This window comes from Nitrincola sp. A-D6 (assembly GCF_000764495.1).
Classification (GTDB): domain Bacteria; phylum Pseudomonadota; class Gammaproteobacteria; order Pseudomonadales; family Balneatricaceae; genus Nitrincola.
In genome coordinates, this window is sequence record NZ_JRLB01000074.1 from 21327 (window position 1) to 40196 (window position 18870).

Annotated in this window: 11 protein-coding genes and 3 pseudogenes; 5 read left to right on the forward strand and 9 right to left on the reverse strand. The window is 46.8% G+C overall.

The window, feature by feature from the left end:
• The first annotated feature begins 92 nt into the window (after positions 1-92).
• The 4 genes and pseudogenes from LH51_RS11840 to LH51_RS11855 all read left to right on the forward strand — a co-directional run bounded on the left by LH51_RS11840 (position 93) and on the right by LH51_RS11855 (position 6423).
• A pseudogene (locus LH51_RS11840) lies at positions 93-3724 on the forward strand (ATP-binding protein).
• On the forward strand, positions 3724-4359 hold the full coding sequence (locus LH51_RS11845; RefSeq protein WP_052063728.1) for a hypothetical protein: 636 nt from the start codon (positions 3724-3726) through the stop codon (positions 4357-4359). Before LH51_RS11840 ends, LH51_RS11845 begins: the two are co-directional and overlap by 1 nt.
• Positions 4359-5597: a hypothetical protein gene (locus LH51_RS11850; RefSeq protein ID WP_036522360.1), complete on the forward strand. Its 1239-nt coding sequence runs from the start codon at positions 4359-4361 to the stop codon at positions 5595-5597. The genes LH51_RS11845 and LH51_RS11850 overlap by 1 nt, the downstream gene beginning before the upstream one ends.
• Entirely contained in the window at positions 5581-6423 is an 843-nt protein-coding gene (locus tag LH51_RS11855) for a DUF7281 domain-containing protein (RefSeq protein WP_036522361.1), read from the forward strand. The genes LH51_RS11850 and LH51_RS11855 overlap by 17 nt, the downstream gene beginning before the upstream one ends.
• A gap of 265 nt (positions 6424-6688) precedes the next feature.
• Here LH51_RS11855 and pyk read toward each other — a convergent pair whose 3' ends face one another.
• From pyk to LH51_RS11900, 9 genes and pseudogenes are all read right to left on the reverse strand, one after another.
• Positions 6689-8122, reverse strand: a complete 1434-nt coding sequence (pyk, locus tag LH51_RS11860) for a pyruvate kinase (protein WP_036522362.1) — start codon at positions 8120-8122, stop codon at positions 6689-6691.
• Between the two features lie 80 nt (positions 8123-8202).
• On the reverse strand, positions 8203-10203 hold the full coding sequence (gene tkt, locus LH51_RS11865) for a transketolase (RefSeq protein ID WP_036522363.1): 2001 nt from the start codon (positions 10201-10203) through the stop codon (positions 8203-8205).
• Between the two features lie 27 nt (positions 10204-10230).
• A pseudogene (locus tag LH51_RS11870) lies at positions 10231-11675 on the reverse strand (NAD(P)(+) transhydrogenase (Re/Si-specific) subunit beta).
• Between the two features lie 13 nt (positions 11676-11688).
• Positions 11689-13242, reverse strand: coding sequence for a Re/Si-specific NAD(P)(+) transhydrogenase subunit alpha (locus LH51_RS11875; RefSeq protein ID WP_036522365.1), 1554 nt, complete (start codon positions 13240-13242; stop codon positions 11689-11691).
• Between the two features lie 20 nt (positions 13243-13262).
• A pseudogene (gap, locus tag LH51_RS11880) lies at positions 13263-14263 on the reverse strand (type I glyceraldehyde-3-phosphate dehydrogenase).
• A 35-nt stretch (positions 14264-14298) separates the two neighbouring features.
• The gene (locus tag LH51_RS11885; RefSeq protein WP_036522367.1) at positions 14299-14952 is read right to left on the reverse strand and encodes an HAD-IA family hydrolase; all 654 of its coding nucleotides are present in this window, start codon (positions 14950-14952) and stop codon (positions 14299-14301) included.
• 26 nt (positions 14953-14978) lie between these two features.
• Entirely contained in the window at positions 14979-15854 is an 876-nt protein-coding gene (locus LH51_RS11890) for a phosphoribulokinase (protein WP_036522369.1), read from the reverse strand.
• A gap of 18 nt (positions 15855-15872) precedes the next feature.
• On the reverse strand, positions 15873-16958 hold the full coding sequence (locus LH51_RS11895; protein WP_036522371.1) for a class 1 fructose-bisphosphatase: 1086 nt from the start codon (positions 16956-16958) through the stop codon (positions 15873-15875).
• The gene (locus LH51_RS11900) at positions 16919-17707 is read right to left on the reverse strand and encodes an HAD-IA family hydrolase (RefSeq protein ID WP_052063729.1); all 789 of its coding nucleotides are present in this window, start codon (positions 17705-17707) and stop codon (positions 16919-16921) included. Before LH51_RS11900 ends, LH51_RS11895 begins: the two co-directional genes overlap by 40 nt.
• Positions 17708-17878: 171 nt before the next feature.
• On the opposite strand from LH51_RS11900, the gene LH51_RS11905 reads away from it, so the two are divergent.
• The gene (locus LH51_RS11905; RefSeq protein ID WP_036522374.1) at positions 17879-18814 is read left to right on the forward strand and encodes a LysR family transcriptional regulator; all 936 of its coding nucleotides are present in this window, start codon (positions 17879-17881) and stop codon (positions 18812-18814) included.
• The last annotated feature ends 56 nt before the right edge of the window (positions 18815-18870 follow it).

Genomic DNA, 18870 nt, shown 5'->3' on the forward strand with positions numbered 1-18870 from the left:
AGTTATGTAAATTGTTTTCGTTCATAAAGGACTTGGTATCTAAAATGTTGGGATTAAAAAGAATCGTGCTTCATAACTCATACTTTACAAGTATGACTGTAAAGTTTGATGTTGATGGCCATTCAAACGCCAGTGGCGGTAACGGCGCTGGAAAAACATCGGCACTTAATTTAATCCCAATATTTTACGGTACTGAGCCCAATCTACTTGTAGACCAAATTGCAGATAAGGACTCATTTCTAGATTTTTACCTGCCAAAGCAGTCGAGCGCTATTGTTTTCGAACATCAGCGAGATGATGGTTTTCGACTAGTCGTTATGTATCGACACACCTCTGGCTCTAAGGTCATTTATCGTTTTATACGGGGGTGCTTAGAAGAGACCTTTTTCAGCTCTGAGATCAAGCCTTTATTAGAATCAGGTGTTTCAATTAGCGATATATTTCATGAATTAAGAGTCCAAAATATAACAATAAGCAAGCAGCTGGATACGATCACAGACTACCGATCTATTATCCAGAATGATCGTAATCTTCTTCGGCGAAAGGGTGGTAACGCAGGCGATGTGGCATTGGCTCGTGAGTATTGTATAGGTGGTGCTAACGATCGTATGAGCACCTAGATCGCATGAGCCATTCTATATTGCGTCGAAAAGATATGTTTGAGCGATTAAAAAATATGATTGCAGAGACACAGTTCAAAGACATCCATATCAATTCTCGTCCAGAGCACCTAAAAGATAAAACACTGATTCAAGATATAGCAGCCCTTAGGGACTTCACAGCTTCCGAAGACAGAATTAGAGATTGCATTGAAAACCATAACACTCGGCTGCTTGTAGTTAAGGATCGTGACGACACTGCGAGTCAACTCAAAGCTCGACTTGTAGAGGCGAATGACGAACTATCTCAACTAGCCACTAGTATGAAAGTAACTGAATCAAAGCTGGTGGCAGAAAAAGAGAAATATGAAACTGAAACTGAAACCCTCAGGACTCGATATCAAGAACTCAAAAGTAAAACATCTCAATTAGATAGAGATATCAAAACAATCTATAAAGACCATGATGCTTGGATTAATGAGCGAGACATTCACTCAAAGAAAGCCAAATACTCAAACCTTCAACAAGAGCAGCAGCGTCTTGATAACCTCAAAACACAGCTGGATCAGTTAACCCAGCAAGTTAAAAACTTAGAGGGTGAGCGTGACACGGAGAAGTACAAAGCTCGTGAACATCGCGATCAGATTCAGAATCAAATTAATATCCAGCGCAACCAGTTAGTTGAAGAACTTAGAGCAGGCGAACAAAAAAAATCTGAAGTTTTACAAGTTCTATCACAAGATAAGCAGAAAGCTATCGATTCTTTAAATGACGGTGAACTCTCGCTGCGATTGAAGGAACTTAATTCTGATCATGCGACTGCAAAAGTTACAGCCAACACTTACATAGAGCGGCCCCTAGATATTCAAGAATTAAGCGATATTGAATCCTCAGAGTTGACCTACCTGGAACAAATTGATGGAAAACGTGAATCTCTGAAGACACTTGAATCAGAATTTGATCTTGTAAAAAAACAGCGTGATAGTGCACATGATTTGCTTGATCAAGCGAAAATTAATGCTGATAAGGAGCGAGGGAAGCTCAACTCCCTTCAAGCTATAGCTTATCCAAATGACGGAACGTTATTATCTGAGTTTAGGAGAGAAAATCCAAAGTGGACAGAATCGATCGGTCGTATTATTGATAAAGACCTGCTCCTAAGATCAGATCTTGAGCCGGAGTATATTGGCTCGACTGATACGGTTTTTGGCTGGTCACTGTTACTAGAAAAAATAGATATCCCCGACCATTGTGCAGATGATGAAACACTGGCTCAACGGTTGGATCAGCAAGAGGGGGTAGTTCGAAATGCAGAAAAAACAATTGTAGAACGAGAAGCCGCAGCGCGTTCTATTCATACTCAGCTGAAAGAGCTTGATCAAAAGATCAAACCGCTTCGTCACGATATTGATGAACTTACAAATCGCCTCAGTAATCTGTGGGCCGAGAAACAGAAGGCTAAAGAAACTGCTAAACACAATGCCATAGCAGATCAAAGCGCTGCGAAAAATGAAATGGTCAGAATCGCTGCTGAAATCACTCAGACTGAAAAGCAGTTTAATGAAAAACGTAGCCAAATTAATCATCGCTTTAGTGAGCATCACCAAGAGATCAACGCTAAATATCAGATGGAAAGTCAGAGAATTCAACGGCAAAAAGAGCTACTAGAAGAGTCCTTAGAAACAGCAGAGAGTGATTTCAAAGATCAACTTAAACGCATTGAAGTACGTTATTCTGAATACTGTATAGAGAGTGGAGTGAATCCAGAAGATGTCCGTGAGTTGCGTGGAAAAGTGAATCAGCAGACTAAGCTTGTTCAAGAGATTAAAGAATACTGGATTGAGATCGAAAAATTTGACCATTGGTCCAGCGTTCGTTGGGATACACGTGAAAATATTGAACAACAACTACGAGACTGTGAGGCGGCTCGTGACGAAGCTCAGGAAAATATTAACAGGCACAACAAAGATTACTCGCTAAAACGCAACACACTTAACCAACAGCTTTCTATTGATACAGCTAAATATAAAGAACTGGAAGTCAAAATTCGACAAGGCACCAGTCTTATCAATCGGTGTCCTGTAATCGACGAAATCATTGAGCCACAGCATCCGTTCGGGGCACTCATCTTAGACCTTGAGCGCCATTTAACTCGGGAGGCTCAACTTCGTGAAGACGTACTAAATGGAGTAGGTATCGCTCAGCAAATACTCCAACAATATGTAAACTCACGCATCTACAAAGCTTGGCAGATGTTACTTGACCAGCGCAAAATGGTTTCAGGACTTAATGAGTTTGATGTGGAGTTTAGGTTGAGCCAACCAAATGACCTCGCTCACTTATTAGATAATGATGTGCCGGACTTGAGAGATCTACTCATTGAACAGGTTCGCGCTGTCGGAGATAGCCTTTCCAAATATCATGACAACCTCAATTCGCTGAACAAAGAAGTTGATAGAGTATCGCGCCATCTGGGGAAAAATATCAACGCCAACCAACGCATTGAAAACTTGACGAATATCGAGTTACAGGTGACATCTGTTGTTAAAGAAGGCGACTATTGGAGAAAACTGTCTGAGTTCAATCGGCAATGGGTAGAGTGGTGTGAGGATCGAGACTTTAAACTCCCGCCAGATGTGCTGTTGGAGTCTATTCAGTTGGCTAACGATGCACTTCAATATGCACGAGTAAAAAGTGATATTAACTCCCTTATTCGACTGCGGATCTGCTTAGAAGAGAATGGACGAAGGGCTCATGCCACTAGTGCAGCCGAACTTGATGCAGTGAGCTCAAACGGTATTTCATATCTTGCAATATTGGTTATTTTCAAAGGGATGGCACGTTATCTGTGTCCAAATCTAGCTATATCACTTCACTGGCCAATTGATGAACTTGCGGCCCTCTCGCCCGAAAACATAGCGAGGGTGTTCGCAATGTTTGATGAAGCAGGCATTTATTGCTTCTCAGCATTCCCAAGTACAGACCCTAATTTGCTTAAGTTCTTCAAACATCGGAAGCTTATTGACCGTCGAACAGGAGTACGGGAATTGAAAGAGAAGGGGGGAGGCGTCAACAGTGAGTTATCATCGCGACTTTCTGAACTGGTTGCTGGGGAGGTGGGGTAATGGATTCGCAATTATTTAGCCGAACTGTTCAAGCTCTATTATCAGATAAAATCATTTGTCATGAGACCTTACCAGGAGAGTTCGCTTTCATGCAAAGCGAACCGAACATGCGAGAAGTTGGCGATTACCTTTTGAGAATAGAACGCGCTGTACGAGTGACCTCAGATGGTAAAGGATATTACTGTGTCTATTTGGATGCAGATGAAACAGAGGCAAAGCGAGCGATCCGAGGTGTTTTTAGGCTGTTTGCGGGTGAAATTGAACCCCTAGTACGCTGGATGCGTTTGGCGAGGGACTGCCATCCTACAGGAAGACCGATTGAAGCTGGGGTGCTTGTCAAAGAGAGTGAATTACTCGGATTTATCGAGAGCTCACCTGAGCTTAATCAAGCGTTAGAAGATCTAACCCGACATAAACTGTTTAAATCTACCGCTACTGATGGTAAAGGGCGCATTAGTCAGGTGCTTAACAAGCTTGAAGAGCTAGGGTATTTGATAAAGCTTGATAGCTCAGGATCGCTTTATCATGCGACGGGACGCTGGAGCTATTTATACGATGTCCTATCATTCATCCGAGCTCATGAACGTTTGGATGGTGAGATCGGGGACCAACAAATCCAAGGTACTCTAGTCTAATGGCAAGGATTGATGATGCTGCTGATGCGCTTCAGGCATTAGCAAAACACCGAGAGGTCATTATTGATGCCTATCTTAACCAAGGTGGCGCATTGCATGACACTGAAGAAAACCGTTCGGCCATCAAGTCTCTGATGAAACATCAGTTAACTTGGCAAATGGATATGGATGAACCTGTTCGTTTAAGCCAAAGTCTGACATCACTGTTGGCGGCAGTCACTCGAAGCCAACTCAGATACAGTGCGAACAGTGCGGTCGCCGATTTATGGAAGGAAATTGAAGGTGCGATTGAAGGTTATCGTGAAGCGAAAAGCAGGGGAGCATTAGAGGATAGCAATCATTACCTAGAAAATGCCTTCTTTTTTGGGCATCAGTTAATAGAAAGCTTGAGAAACTCCCTGTCGATTTATGCTAGGCATATCAATACCGAATTCACCCATATACATAACCTCGATTTGAGAGCCATCGAAAACCGTAAAATGATAGACCGTGCATCCGAATTCAATACGATATTAGAAACCTTTGATTACCAAGACCTCCATAACAAAGCTGGTGATGACTCGGATCTCAGACGACTACTGTTAAAGCTCATTCCCAGCGCGTTGGAAGATTGTCGTAAGCAACTTGGTTATTCGATAGAGCGATTAATAAACTTGCTTCACACGATCAACCGTCAGCAAGAGAAAGCTAGGCTAGTTGATTGCCTTATTGAGAAGTTTGATAGAGATGAGTCCTATCAGCCAAGCGTAGATGACCTTAATGAACTCCCTCCTGTACTAAATAGGGCTGTTCGGCTCTGTAATCCGATCTATCCTGATTTGGAAAATCCTGAGCACGAAGATATATTAGTATCGATTGTTGAGTCTCTACCGACGCTTACGGTTACTGAAAAAGAGAAATTTGTACCACAACCCGTAAAAGATGGGCTCAGTGAAAAAGCTGTCGAGATACCTGTAAACCCTATGGTTATAGTCGTTCAAGAAACATTAGAACTCTTATCTGGAACCGATGAACCGATATCAGCTAAAAAGGTTTATCACATTAGCAAGCTAGACAAACACTGTGACTTAGAGATTTGGTACATGGCACTCGTCAATGAAATTCACGGTCTACCGCTGAAACAGCGTGCAAGTTTATATATCCACTTTGTCGAGTCTCCGGATGATACATTCAGTGGTAACTTCTGGGTATCTGATATCGTTCTTCGGAAAGTGGGCCGCAATGAATCGAGAGTTTGAAATCATACAGCGCTTTCTTCGCAGTGGTAAAGATGCAGCTCATCTAAACAAAAGTTTTCAGAAAATCCATGATGAACAGGGTATTGGACACATTATGGGCTCTTATATCTGGTTCAATGCAAGGGATAGGGAAGGGCTTAGAGGCTGGTTTAAAGATCGAACAGGTATCGATCCACTTGTAGAAAGCTCAATACCCGAGGATCGAATTAGCGTTGCATGTGTAGGAATCAATGAAAAGCTTGCGCGAAAGAATGTTTTTGCAGGTCAATTAAAAGTAGCAGCTCCAATTGGCTATGAAGTACAAACAATAAATGGACCCGCCATAACTCCACGCGGCACAAATCTACTTGTGCCAAGTGATCATCTCATACTCGAAGAAGCTGAAGTGATTATTGTTGAAAATGGTGCCGTTATGAGATCTATCAACGATCTGCAATTTGAGCAACCATTCGCTAATCCACTATTTATCTATCGAGGTCATGAGAGTGACGCAAGAGAGCTCAAAATTGCATTAGCGGCATATCCGCCTGCATGTGTGATCGGATTTTATGATTTTGACCCTGCCGGTATGCTAATGGGATTAGAAAGCAAGTCAGATTCGCTAATTTTTCCCAAGCTATCAGAAGAAAACCTAGAACAATCATTGCTTACTAAGATCAATCAGGCAGAAAAGTTTTGGACGCAGGCACATCAGATGAGCCGCTTAAAGACCAAGGCGCCGGAAACATTGCTTCCTTTTGTTGAAATGATGGAAAGGTTGGAACTGGCTATTATGCAAGAGCATATTGTAGCTCATCAGATGATGCTATCTAGATACGACCTTTAACTATCCCTGAATGCGGGATTTCCAATCTCTCAACCCGGAGCACCCATCAAATAATGTAGGTGACTGAGGGGCAGCGAAAGTTTCCGATAGGGCTGAATTAATTCAAAGATGAACCGGAAACTACATACACACAAGGTCATGAGCCATCTAACAGAATAATAATCTATTTAACATAATATACATTATACGAAGTTGTATAATACATAATAGAAGGCACTCAAACGAAGTTAAAGCCTACTAACTTCGCTGATGCGCCTTCAGGATTTCAAGGGATAGTTACGATTTCCAGTCGACTGGTGCCGCCTAGTTTGCCCAGATTAATGCCGCGTGTGAGTAAGACTTTATCACCGGATGCAGCGAGTCCTTGTTGAGTTAATTGTGCGATCATTTCTAGCCGAATATCTTCATCCGTCAAACCGGTATAGCTGATGTAGGACGGATACACACCTCTATAGATACAGACTTTTCTGCAGGTAGCTTTGTGTGCCGTTAAGGCGAAAATAGGAATAGCTGAGCTGATGCGGGACATTAGCAGTGGCGTGTTACCTGACTCTGTCAGACAGGCAATGCCTTTGATGTCAAAATGATTGGCAGCGTACATGCTGGCCATGGCGATGGTTTCATCAACAGCTACGAAAGTTTCGTCGATACGGTGCATGGATTCACGTGTGGTGCGTGATTTTTCAGCTTCCAGGCAGATCCGAGCCATGGCTTCGATAACCTTTTCCGGAAAACGACCGGTGGCGGTTTCTCCTGATAGCATCACCGCATCCGTGCCATCCATAACGGCATTGGCAACATCAAATACCTCTGCACGAGTAGGAATCGGGTTATCTATCATGGTTTCCATCATCTGTGTTGCGGTGATGGATACACGGTTTAATTGACGCGCACGTTTAATGATCTTCTTCTGCAATTCAGGAAGCCTGGCGTCCCCTACTTCTACACCCAGATCGCCGCGTGCGATCATCACAACATCTGATGCCTGAATAATCGCATCCAGTGTTGTGTCGTCATTTACAGCTTCAGCGCGCTCAATTTTAGATACGATAGCGGCATGTAAACCCGCCGCTTCAGCCAGCTGGCGACACAATTGGACATCTTCAGCACTGCGTGGGAAGGAAATCGCCAGGTAGTCCGCCTGCATGGATGCTGCTAGGAGGATATCCTGCTTATCTTTCTCAGTGAGTGCATCGGCTGATAAACCACCCCCTAACAGATTGATTCCTTTGTTGTTAGATAGAGTGCCGCCGACGCTTACCTGGCAAATGACGCGGTTCTCAGATACAGCCTCGACCACCAGAACAATACGTCCGTCATCGAGTAGTAATGTGTCGCCAGCGGTGACTTCACTTGGCAGCGTTTTGTAGGTTAAGCCTACTTCCGTTGCATTACCGGCATTGATATCAAGCTGATTATCCAGCGTGAAAGTATCGCCAACCGCCAGCTGGACTGATCCTTCTTTAAAGCGGCCTATGCGAATTTTCGGGCCCTGAAGGTCAACCAGTATCGCAACTTCACGCCCTGCTTTTTCAGCGGCCTGGCGTGTTTGTTGTGCGCGGCGCTGATGATCTTCGGGGTCGCCATGTGACATATTGATGCGCACCACATCAACGCCTACGTTAATCATGCGTTCCAGTTCACCGGGCGTGTCAGTTGCCGGGCCCAGGGTGGCGATTATCTTAGTGCGTCTTTTCATTCAATTATTCATCCAGTTAGTTGAATATATTCATTAATTTCTACCTGAATCAAGGCTAGCATCAGTTGATGTCGTATCCGTTACGAGGCCAGTAAATCTTCTGCTGTCGCCATGACTTTTTCAAGGGTAAAACCAAACATAGCAAAAAGTTGATCGGCTGGCGCGGATTCGCCAAAGCGATCCATTCCGATTACCCGTCCCTGCAAGCCTGTATACTTATACCACCAGTCTTTATGTGATGCTTCTATAGCCAGACGTTTGCTGATATTCGGTGGCAGTACGGAGTCACGGTAGTGTTTGGGTTGCAGTTCAAACAGGTCGGCACAAGGCAGGCTCACAACCTTGACACCTCTTCCCTGCTGCTCCAGTAACCTGGCTGCCTGCATCGCCAGATCCAGTTCCGAGCCTGTTGCGATCAATATTAACTCTGTGGGAGCGCTAGTCTCGTAAAGAACATAACCACCATAGGCTATCTGACTGAGCTGTTCATCGGTACGTGACTGGTGCGCCAGGGTTTGCCGGGACAGAATAAGTGCTGTGGGTCCATTGCTGCGCTCCAGTGCCATTTTCCAGGCTACCGCGGTTTCAACCGCATCAGCCGGACGCCAGACGCTCATATTGGGTGTTGTTCTGAGTGAGGTCAGCTGCTCTATGGGTTGGTGTGTCGGCCCATCTTCACCTAAGCCAATAGAATCATGGGTATACACCTGAATATTGCGCAGCTTCATTAATGCGGCCATGCGCATGGCGTTGCGTGCATACTCCATAAAAATCAAAAATGTGGCACCATAGGCGATTAAACCACCGTGTAAGGTGATGCCATTAATGATGGCTGTCATGCCAAACTCTCTGACACCATAGTGCACATAGTTACCTTGCGCATCGTCCGGAGTCAGCGCTTTGGCTCCCTTCCAAAAGGTCAGGTTTGAAGGGGCGAGGTCTGCCGAGCCACCCAGAAGCTCCGGCACCAGCGGCGCCATGGCATCGAGGAAGTTCTGGCTGGCTTTTCGGGAGGCAATAGCGTCACCGTTGGTTTGTTGCAGGCGTATATATTCATCGGCTTTTTTGCTGAAGTTTTCCGGCAGTACGCCTAGATTTCTTCGTTTAAATTCATTAGCTAACTCGGGATACTTAGCGCTATATCTTGTTAGTTTTTGCTTCCATTCCATCTCTGCCTGACGCCCTTTTTGGCACGCGTTCCAGTCACGGCTGATCTCGTCAGGTATCTCAAAAGGCACATAAGGCCAATCTAGCCTTTCACGTGTTAAGGCGACTTCGTCATCACCTAGCGGAGCCCCGTGACACTCTTCCTTACCGGACTTATTCGGCGAGCCAAAGCCGATAATTGTTTTGCAGATAATCAGACTCGGTTGTTCAGTTTGTGCACGCGCGGTTTCAATCGACTGGCGTATCTGTTCCGGGTCATGGCCGTCAATCGGCCCTATCACCTGCCAGCCATAAGCTTTAAAGCGCTGCGCAGTATCGTCCCTGAACCAGCCTTTCACCTCACCATCAATAGAGATGCCATTGTCATCATAAAAGGCTATTAGCTTGCCCAGTTTAAGCGTGCCGGCCAGTGATGAAACTTCGTGAGAAATACCTTCCATCATGCAGCCATCACCTAAAAATGTGTAGGTAAAATGGTCGACTATCCTATGTTCCGGTTGATTGAAATGTGCACCGAGTGTTTTTTCAGCCAGCGCCATGCCGACTGCATTGGCTAAACCCTGCCCCAAGGGACCGGTGGTTGTTTCCACCCCAGGCGTATAGCCGTATTCGGGATGCCCCGGTGTTTTACTGTGCAATTGGCGGAAGTTTTGCAACTCATCAATCGAAAGATCATAACCACTCAGGTGCAACAAGGCATAGACCAACATGGAGCCATGGCCGTTTGACAACACAAACCGGTCACGGTCCGGCCAGTAGGGATTTTCCGGGTTATGACGCAGGTAATCATTCCATAATACTTCGGCGATATCAGCCATCCCCATGGGCGCACCCGGATGCCCTGATTTTGCTTTTTGAACAGCATCAACCGCCAACATTCTGAGGGCATTGGCACGAATTGTTCGAGTTGTCATTATTATTCTCCTTGCGTGGCTGAAAATTTAGCTTTTCAGCATAGGGATTAATTGGTCGATTGAGCTTTTCGCATCGCCATAAAACATGCGGGTATTTTCTTTATAAAACAGTGGGTTTTCGATGCCAGAATAACCGGTACCCTGCCCTCGTTTAGACACAAACACCTGTTTGGCATTCCAGACTTCCAGCACCGGCATGCCAGCAATAGGGCTATCCGGATCATCTTCAGCGGAGGGATTGACGATGTCGTTGGAACCGATAACGATCACCACATCGGTGTGTGGAAAGTCGGCATTGATCTCATCCATTTCCAGTACCAGGTCATAGGGCACCTTGGCTTCGGCCAGCAGTACATTCATATGACCGGGCAAGCGCCCGGCAACCGGGTGGATGGCAAAGCGTACCTGCTTGCCTGGGCACGCAGTTTACGGGTTAATTCAGACACGGATGCCTGGGCTTGAGCCACGGCCATACCGTAGCCAGGTACCAGAATAACGCTGTCGGCGGCATTCAAGGCCGCGGCCACACCTGCCGCATCTATGGCAATTTGTTCGCCCTCAATGTGTGTTACTGATTGAGATTTTGTGCCAAAACCACCCAGTATCACATTGATAAACTTACGGTTCATGGCCTTACACATCATGTAACTCAGAATGGCACCGGATGAGCCAACCAGCGCCCCTGTTACTATCAGCAAGTCATTGGACAGAGTGAAGCCAATTGCTGCAGCGGCCCAGCCGGAGTAGCTATTTAGCATCGACACCACCACCGGCATATCAGCACCACCTATCCCCATGATCAGGTGATAGCCAATAAAGAATGCCAGTAAGGCAATCAACAGCAAGGTCCAGATTCCTGCACCTTGAAGATAAACGATAGCTAACACCAGTGACGCCACCAATGCGGCCGCATTGAGCATGTGTCCACCGGGAAGTTGCCGGGCTTTTCCGTCTATTTTGCCGGCAAGTTTGCCATAGGCAATAACAGATCCGGTAAAGGTGACAGCACCAATGAAGACGCCCAGCACCACTTCGATCTGCAGAAATAACAGCTCGTCAGGCGCTTTGGTAGCCACCAGCGCGGCAAAGGCTGAAAACTGTGCCATGGATTCCTGTGCATGCCGGGCAGCCATCACGCTGGCCCGTTCCATTTCGGCATTAAGCCCAACAAAAACAGCCGCAAGCCCCACAAAGCTGTGTAACGCCGCAATCAACTGTGGCATTTCAGTCATACCCACGCTACGAGCCAATTTGACGCCAATTGCAGCTCCAATGGCGACCATCGGCAGCATAATCCAGTAGTGACCGATTCCCGGTCCTGCGGCGGTGAAAAACACCGCAAACAGCATACCGAAAATACCGTACCAGACAGCCCGTTTGGCTTTTTCCTGGTTACTTAAACCACCGAGTGACAGAACAAATAATACACTGGCAGCCACCACCGCGGCTGAAACAAATCCCTGACCTAACATAGCACTCTCCCCCTTAGGACTTCTGGAACATCGCGAGCATACGTCGGGTTACCATGAAGCCACCGACTATGTTGATGGTGGCAACCAGCACAGATATTGCAGCGAGGCTGACGACCAGCCAGTTATCCGACCCTATCTGCAGGATGGCGCCAAGCACTATGATCCCGCTAATCGCATTAGTAACCGCCATTAGCGGGGTGTGTAGTGCATGATTAACACTCCAGATCACCTGGAAACCAACAAAACACGCCAGCGCAAATACAATCAAATGCTGCATAAAACTCACTGGCGCTACCTGACCCAACAGCAGCATTAACGCGCCACCAAAGGCAAGCAGCTTCAGGTGCAGCCGATTTTTGCATGCCAGATCCATAGCGGGATTTTCAGGCGGCTTTTTGGCACTGGCTTTTTTCGCTGGTGCGATAGCGGTGATTTTTAACGCGGGTGGCGGGAAGGTGATTTCACCCTGATACACAACAGTGGCGCTGCGAATAACATCATCATCCATATTATGCACCAGCACTCCATCCTTGGCGGGTGTCAGATCGGTCAATAGATGACGCAGGTTATTGCTGTACAACATCGAACTTTGCGTTGCCATACGACTGGGATAATCCGTGTATCCCAGAACAATCACACCCTCTTCAGTAACAATTTTTTCATGCATTACTGTCAGATCGCAGTTGCCGCCACGTTCAGCTGCCAGATCGACGATGACCGAGCCTGGGCGCATGGAACGCACCATGTCATCAAGCCATAATCGTGGCGCCTTGTGGCCTGGTATCAATGCAGTACAGATCACTATATCGATTTCCGGGGCGACCTTACGGAAGCATTCCATCTGTTTTTCAATAAACTCCGGGCTGGATGGCGCAGCATAGCCGCCGGTTTTGGAACTGTCCTGAGCTTCGTCGAAATCCAGCCGCAAAAACTCGGCACCCATGCTTTCGACCTGCTCAGCGGCTTCGGCACGGACATCAAAGGCACGCACCACAGAGCCAAGTGCCACGGAAGCGCCAATCGCTGCCAGCCCCCCGACACCCGCTCCGATCACCAGCACTTGTGCCGGGGGGATCTTTCCGGCAGCGGTGATTTGACCGGTAAAAAAGCGTCCAAAATTATTGCCAGCCTCAATCACCGCCCGGTAGCCTGCAATATTCGCCATAGAAGACAGTGCATCCATTTTTTGGGCGCGGGAGATGCGTGGGATCATATCCATGGCAATCAGCGCCGCACCCTGCTCCCTGATGGTGTTCATCAGCTCCTCATTTTCATTCGGCCAGACAAAACTGATCAGGGTTTGCCCTTCGCGAAGGTAGGTGCAATCCTCAAGGTCAATTGGCCTGACACTGAGAATGATATCGGCCTGCTCAAAAACAGCTTGGCGCGTGTCAAGCAAGGTAACTCCCGCGGCCCTGTACTGGGCGTCAGGAAGGCCGGCCGGATCACCTGCGCCGGTTTCCAACAGACACTCATGCCCCAGTTTTTGAATCGCGGCGGCAGACTCAGGAGTCATAGCAACCCTGGCTTCACCTGGAAAGGTTTCTTTAATGGCGGCTACTTTCATGCTACAGCTCCTGAATAAAGTTAGTGGGCCTGAATCACTCGGGCCATTTCCAGGCACTTATTCGAGTAACCCCATTCGTTGTCATACCAGGCAATCAGTTTTACGAAGTTGTCATCCAGCGCGATACCGGCCTGGGCGTCAAACACACTGGTGCAGGCTTCTCCCCGGAAGTCTGTCGATACTACTTTTTCATCGGTGTAACCGAGAACGCCCTTGAGTTGGTTTTCACTGGCATGTTTGATGGTGTTACACAGAGTTTGGTAGCTAACCGATTGCTCCAGCTCCACAGTCAGATCAACCACCGATACATTCGAAGTAGGCACTCGCATGGCCATACCGGTGAGTTTGCCATTCAGCGCTGGAATAACTTTGCCAACGGCTTTTGCCGCGCCGGTCGATGACGGAATAATGTTCTCCAATATGCCACGCCCGCCCCGCCAGTCTTTGTGTGATGGTCCATCGACAGTTTTCTGAGTGGCTGTTGCCGCATGAATGGTAGTCATCAAACCACGTTTGATGGTGTAGTTTTCGTGTAACACTTTAGCCAGTGGTGCCAGGCAGTTGGTGGTGCAGGACGCGTTGGAAATAATCGTTTGACCGGCATAGTCCAGATGATTCACACCATATACAAACATGGGAATATCATCCTGGCTGGGTGCGGACAGGATCACTTTTTTGGCACCGGCACGCAGGTGAGCCGAAGCGGTTTCTGCTGTCAGAAACAAGCCGTAGATTCAATGACGACATCCACATCCACAGCACCCCAGTTGAGTGCTGCCGGATCACGTTCTGACGTTAACCTGATCTTACTGCCATTAACAATAAGCTGGCCGTCTTCAATGCTAATATCACCTTTGAAGCGACCATGAACACTGTCAAATTTAAGCATGTAAGCCAGGTAATCCGGTTCCAGCAAGTCATTAATCGCCACGATTTCGATACTATCCCTGAACTCGGAAATAGCCGCTCGAAAAACCATACGCCCAATGCGTCCAAATCCATTAATTCCAACTTTAATCATGGGGCCTTCCTCATTTCTTTTTATAATGAAAACTGTTAACTCAGGTAAGATAAGTTCTGAATAATCCGGTCGGGTTTAGCCTCTCTGATATCGTCACCATGATTGTAACCATAGGGCACAACCCAGACGTCGACACCGGCATTGCGGGCTGTTTGTACATCAGTGGATGAATCACCGATGTAGAGTATTTGTTCAGCTGTGAGGTTGTATTTATCCATCAAAAAATGAATGCCAACCGGGTCTGGCTTTTTCTGGGGGAAACTGTCTCCGGCCAGTATGTCATCAAACAGGTGGTGCAACTGATGGGCTTTAAGCACCAGCTCCGTTCCTACCAAAAACTTGTTTGTCAGAAGCGCTAGTTTTGAATCACCTTGATGCAGTTCATTAAGCACTTCAGCCACCTGTGGAAACACCTGACTATTGGTGCCGGAGCGTTTCTCATAATGACGGTAAAAAATCGCCAAAAGTTGATCAAAATCCTGCTGCGTCTGTAATGTTACATCACAGAACTGCAGCGCTTTTTCAAGGAAGTCAGGTGCACCCTTGCCCACCCAGTTGCGCGTTTGCTCAAGGGTAATGGCAGGTAGGCCTACTTCGTTGAATGTATCATTGATCGCATCGGTAACCTCACCGGCTGTATCAAGCAAAGTGCCATCCAGATCGAATACTATCAGAGCGTATTTTTTCATTTATTTCCCTTAAAGCAGGCTACAAGTTAAAAGCTATGTTTACGGGTTTCCATCATTCGCCAGACAAAGGGAGTAAAAATTAATTGCATGGCCAGATCCAGTTTACCACCAGGTATAACCAGCGTATTGGGCCGCGACATAAACGAATCATTGATCATGCTAAGCAAATAGGGAAAGTCGATACCCTTGGGCTTGGCAAAGCGGATCACCACCATGCTTTCATCAGCCGTGGGTATCTCTCTGGCTATAAACGGATTACTGGTATCCACCATGGGGACACGCTGAAAATTGACATGCGTGTAAGAAAACTGGGAGCAAATATAATGTACATAGTCCGGCATACGTCTGAGAATTGTGTCGGTGACAGCTTCTGCAGAATAGCCGCGCATATTCTTATCCCGATACAGCTTTTGGATCCATTCGAGATTGATTACTGGAACAACCCCTATGAGTAGATCCGGATATTGCGCAATATTGATCTCATCAGTTTTAACCGCACCGTGCAGTCCTTCGTAAAACAATAATTCCGTCTCTTCAGGAAGTTTTTCCCAGGGAGTAAACGTTCCGGGTGGTTGTTGATAGGGTTCAGCTTCCTGATCATTATGCAGGTATTTACGGTGTTGACCTTGGCCCGTTTCACTAAAACTTTTGAACAGCCCCTCCAAGTCATTAAGTAAATTTGTTTCCAAACCAAAATGACTGAAGTTATTGTTCCCTTGGGCCTCAGCTTCCAGCTGCATCGCTTTCATTTCCTGGCGGTTATACCGATGAAAACTATCACCCTCGACGGTGGCGGCATTCACTGATTCACGTCTGAAAATAGCCTCAAAGGTGTTGGTTATTGAGCTGGTGCCTGCACCGGATGATCCGGTAATGGCGATTATAGGATGTTTGGATGACATAGTATGATCCCTGACTTATTATTCTCTGAAGAGTCCACGTTCACCAAACAGGGGGCTATGGAAGGCTTCTGTTCGGGGCATTTTATGGTAGGACTCAATCCGCTCTACTTCATTGGCCGAGCCAAAAACCACTCCGATACGCTGGTGTAGTGACGTTGGGGTGACATCAAGCAACGCCTCATGTCCCGTGCTCACACGGCCGCCAGCCTGTTCGATAATAAAGCCTATGGGATTGGCTTCATACAACAAACGCAACCGTCCAGGCTTGGAAGGATCTTTACTATCCCGTGGATACATAAATACCCCACCACGCATTAAAATACGGTGCGCTTCGGCTACCATGCTGGCGATCCAGCGCATATTAAATTCTTTTTCTCTAGGACCGGTTTTACCCTCAAGGCATTCGGCAATATAACGTTTGATAGGCGCTTCCCAGAAGCGACTGTTAGAGGCATTAATGGCGAACTCCTGAGTATCTGCAGGAATCTGGATATTTTCATGCGTCAGCATAAACTCTCCCAAAACCGGATCCAGAGTGAAGCCCACGACTCCCCTGCCAACGGTCAGGATCAACATGGTGGTTGGTCCATAAAGCGCATAGCCTGCGGCTACCTGTTTACTTCCCTTCTGCAGAAAATCAGCCTCTTTAACATCGGTATTTTGCTTGCCGGCACAGCGCAAAATTGAAAAAATACTGCCGACTGAGACGTTAACATCGATATTGGAAGAGCCGTCCAGTGGATCAAACACCAGCAGATACTTACCGCGTGGATACTGGCTGGGTATCTGATAGGGATGCTCCATCTCCTCGCTGGCCATCCCGGCAAGCGTGCCGCTCCACTCGTTCGTATGAATAAAGTAATTATTGGATAGCACATCGAGCTTTTTTTGCGTCTCACCCTGGATGTTGGTGGTATGCATATCGGCTTCGACATGATCGCCATGCAATCCCGCCAACTCACCCTGCGCCACGGCGTTGGAGATCGCTTTACAGGCTAAGGCTACATCCAGCACCAGTGAGTTAAATTCACCGTCAGCGCCTGGGTAGCGACGCCTTTCTTCAATCAGATACTGGGTGAGCGTACTGCGTTTTGTAATGGGCATGGCGTGTTCCTTTTTGTTATAGGATTGCTTGTTATAGACTTGCAGTTTGCCTTCCAGGTATTAAGAAGTTCGCTGGCCGGATGCAAGCTGTCATAGCACCTAAACGCACCCTCAAAAACCTGATGGCTTGTAAATGCAGTGGGTGTAACGACAACCCTTAGCCCTGCAGCTACGGCGGCTTTTAACCCATTTTCTGAATCCTCAATCGCTATACATTGCTCAGGTTGTTCACCCAGCCGCTCAAGCGCCTGGCGGTAAACCAATGGGTCGGGCTTTTTACGTGACGCGGTGGATGCATCTTCAATGATTGGGAAAAATGTCTGCCAATCCGGACCCAGGGTTGTTTCAAGTAGTGCCTGCACATTCTGGGGCGTGGTGGTGGTTGCTATCGCTAATTTAATTCCCTGCTGATGTGCGGTTTCGATCAGCTCACGAATGCCTGGTCTGAGCGGGATTCCTTCACTTTTAATCCGTCGGGTATAAAATTGGGTTTTTTTGGCATGAATCAGATTCAATCTGGTGGTAATTATTTCTGGATTATGCCGCTCGAAATCAGCAGTTTCATACAGTCTCCAGTAGTGAAGCAGACGTTCCCTGCCTCCGGTAATAGCCAGCAACTCGGTATACATGGCTTCACTCCAGCGCCAACGCAGGTTTAACGCTGAAAATGCCGAATTAAACGCCTGAAGATGCGCTTTTTCTGTGTCGGCCAGTGTGCCGTCCACATCAAAGATAATCGCTTTAAGCATTTGCATCTCCCCAGGTTTGTTAAGGATGTTTTAGCTAGCCTAGCCATAGAAATAGATAAGAACAATTAATTTATTCTTGCAGTACCATAAGATTTTACTTATGTTTATTGCAGAAATATGGCCCATTGGGGCCAAAATAATAAAATAGCTATCCGCGAGAGATGAAAAGCCATGAGCCAACATTACACTCTTAAGCAACTGAAAACCTTTATAGAAGTTGCCCGACACAGTTCGGTTTCGCTGGCCGCTGAGCAACTGCATGTCACTCAACCGGCAATTTCAATGCAGTTAAAACAGTTGGAAGATAGCTTCGGGGTTTCCCTGTTCCAGCCTCAGGGCCGAAATATTGAGTTAACGCCTGCTGGTGATGATTTTTATGCCTACTGCCTGAAAGTGATGGCAACCCTTAAAGATCTGGAGTCGGTAATGTCGGAGCATGCCGGTGCCAAACGAGGGCGGATCAATCTGGCGATTGTCAGTACAGCAAAATACTTCACACCAAAGTTGCTGGCGGCTTTTAATCGAGAGTTCCCTGATATCCATATCAATCTGTTTATCGACAATAAAGAAACCGTTTTCCGTGAATTGGAACGTTCCGCGGTCGATCTGGTTATATCCGGTCGGGTTCCAGAGCATTTAAACTGCACCTCTCTGGTGTTTGCAGATAATCCCCAAAGTTTTGTCGCCCACCCTGCACACCCTTTAGCACAGCAGCATGCTATCAGCTATAAGGATCTGGCCAACTACCCGTTTGTGATCCGAGAGCAAGGCTCCGGCACACGTGCGGCGGTTGAAAAGCTTTTTGCTGCACATGGCGTGGATCTGCAGGTCACCATGGAATTTCCCAGTAATGAGGTAATCAAGCAGGCGGTATTAGCTGATATGGGGATCTCATTTTTATCACACCGTACGATGGTTAAAGAGTTAAAACACGGATACCTGAAAACGCTGGATATAGAAGGTGAGCCCTATATCAGTGAGTGGCAAGTCGCACACCTTAAAACCAAGAAGCTCTCGCCAGCTTTGACCTGCTTTAAGCAGTTTCTGAGTCAGCATGGGCAGCGACTGCTGGATAGTGATGATCTTGAAACGCGATCAACTCAATAGCATCATTTTTTTCTTATATATTTTTAAATAAAAATTAATTTACCTTATGCATTCAG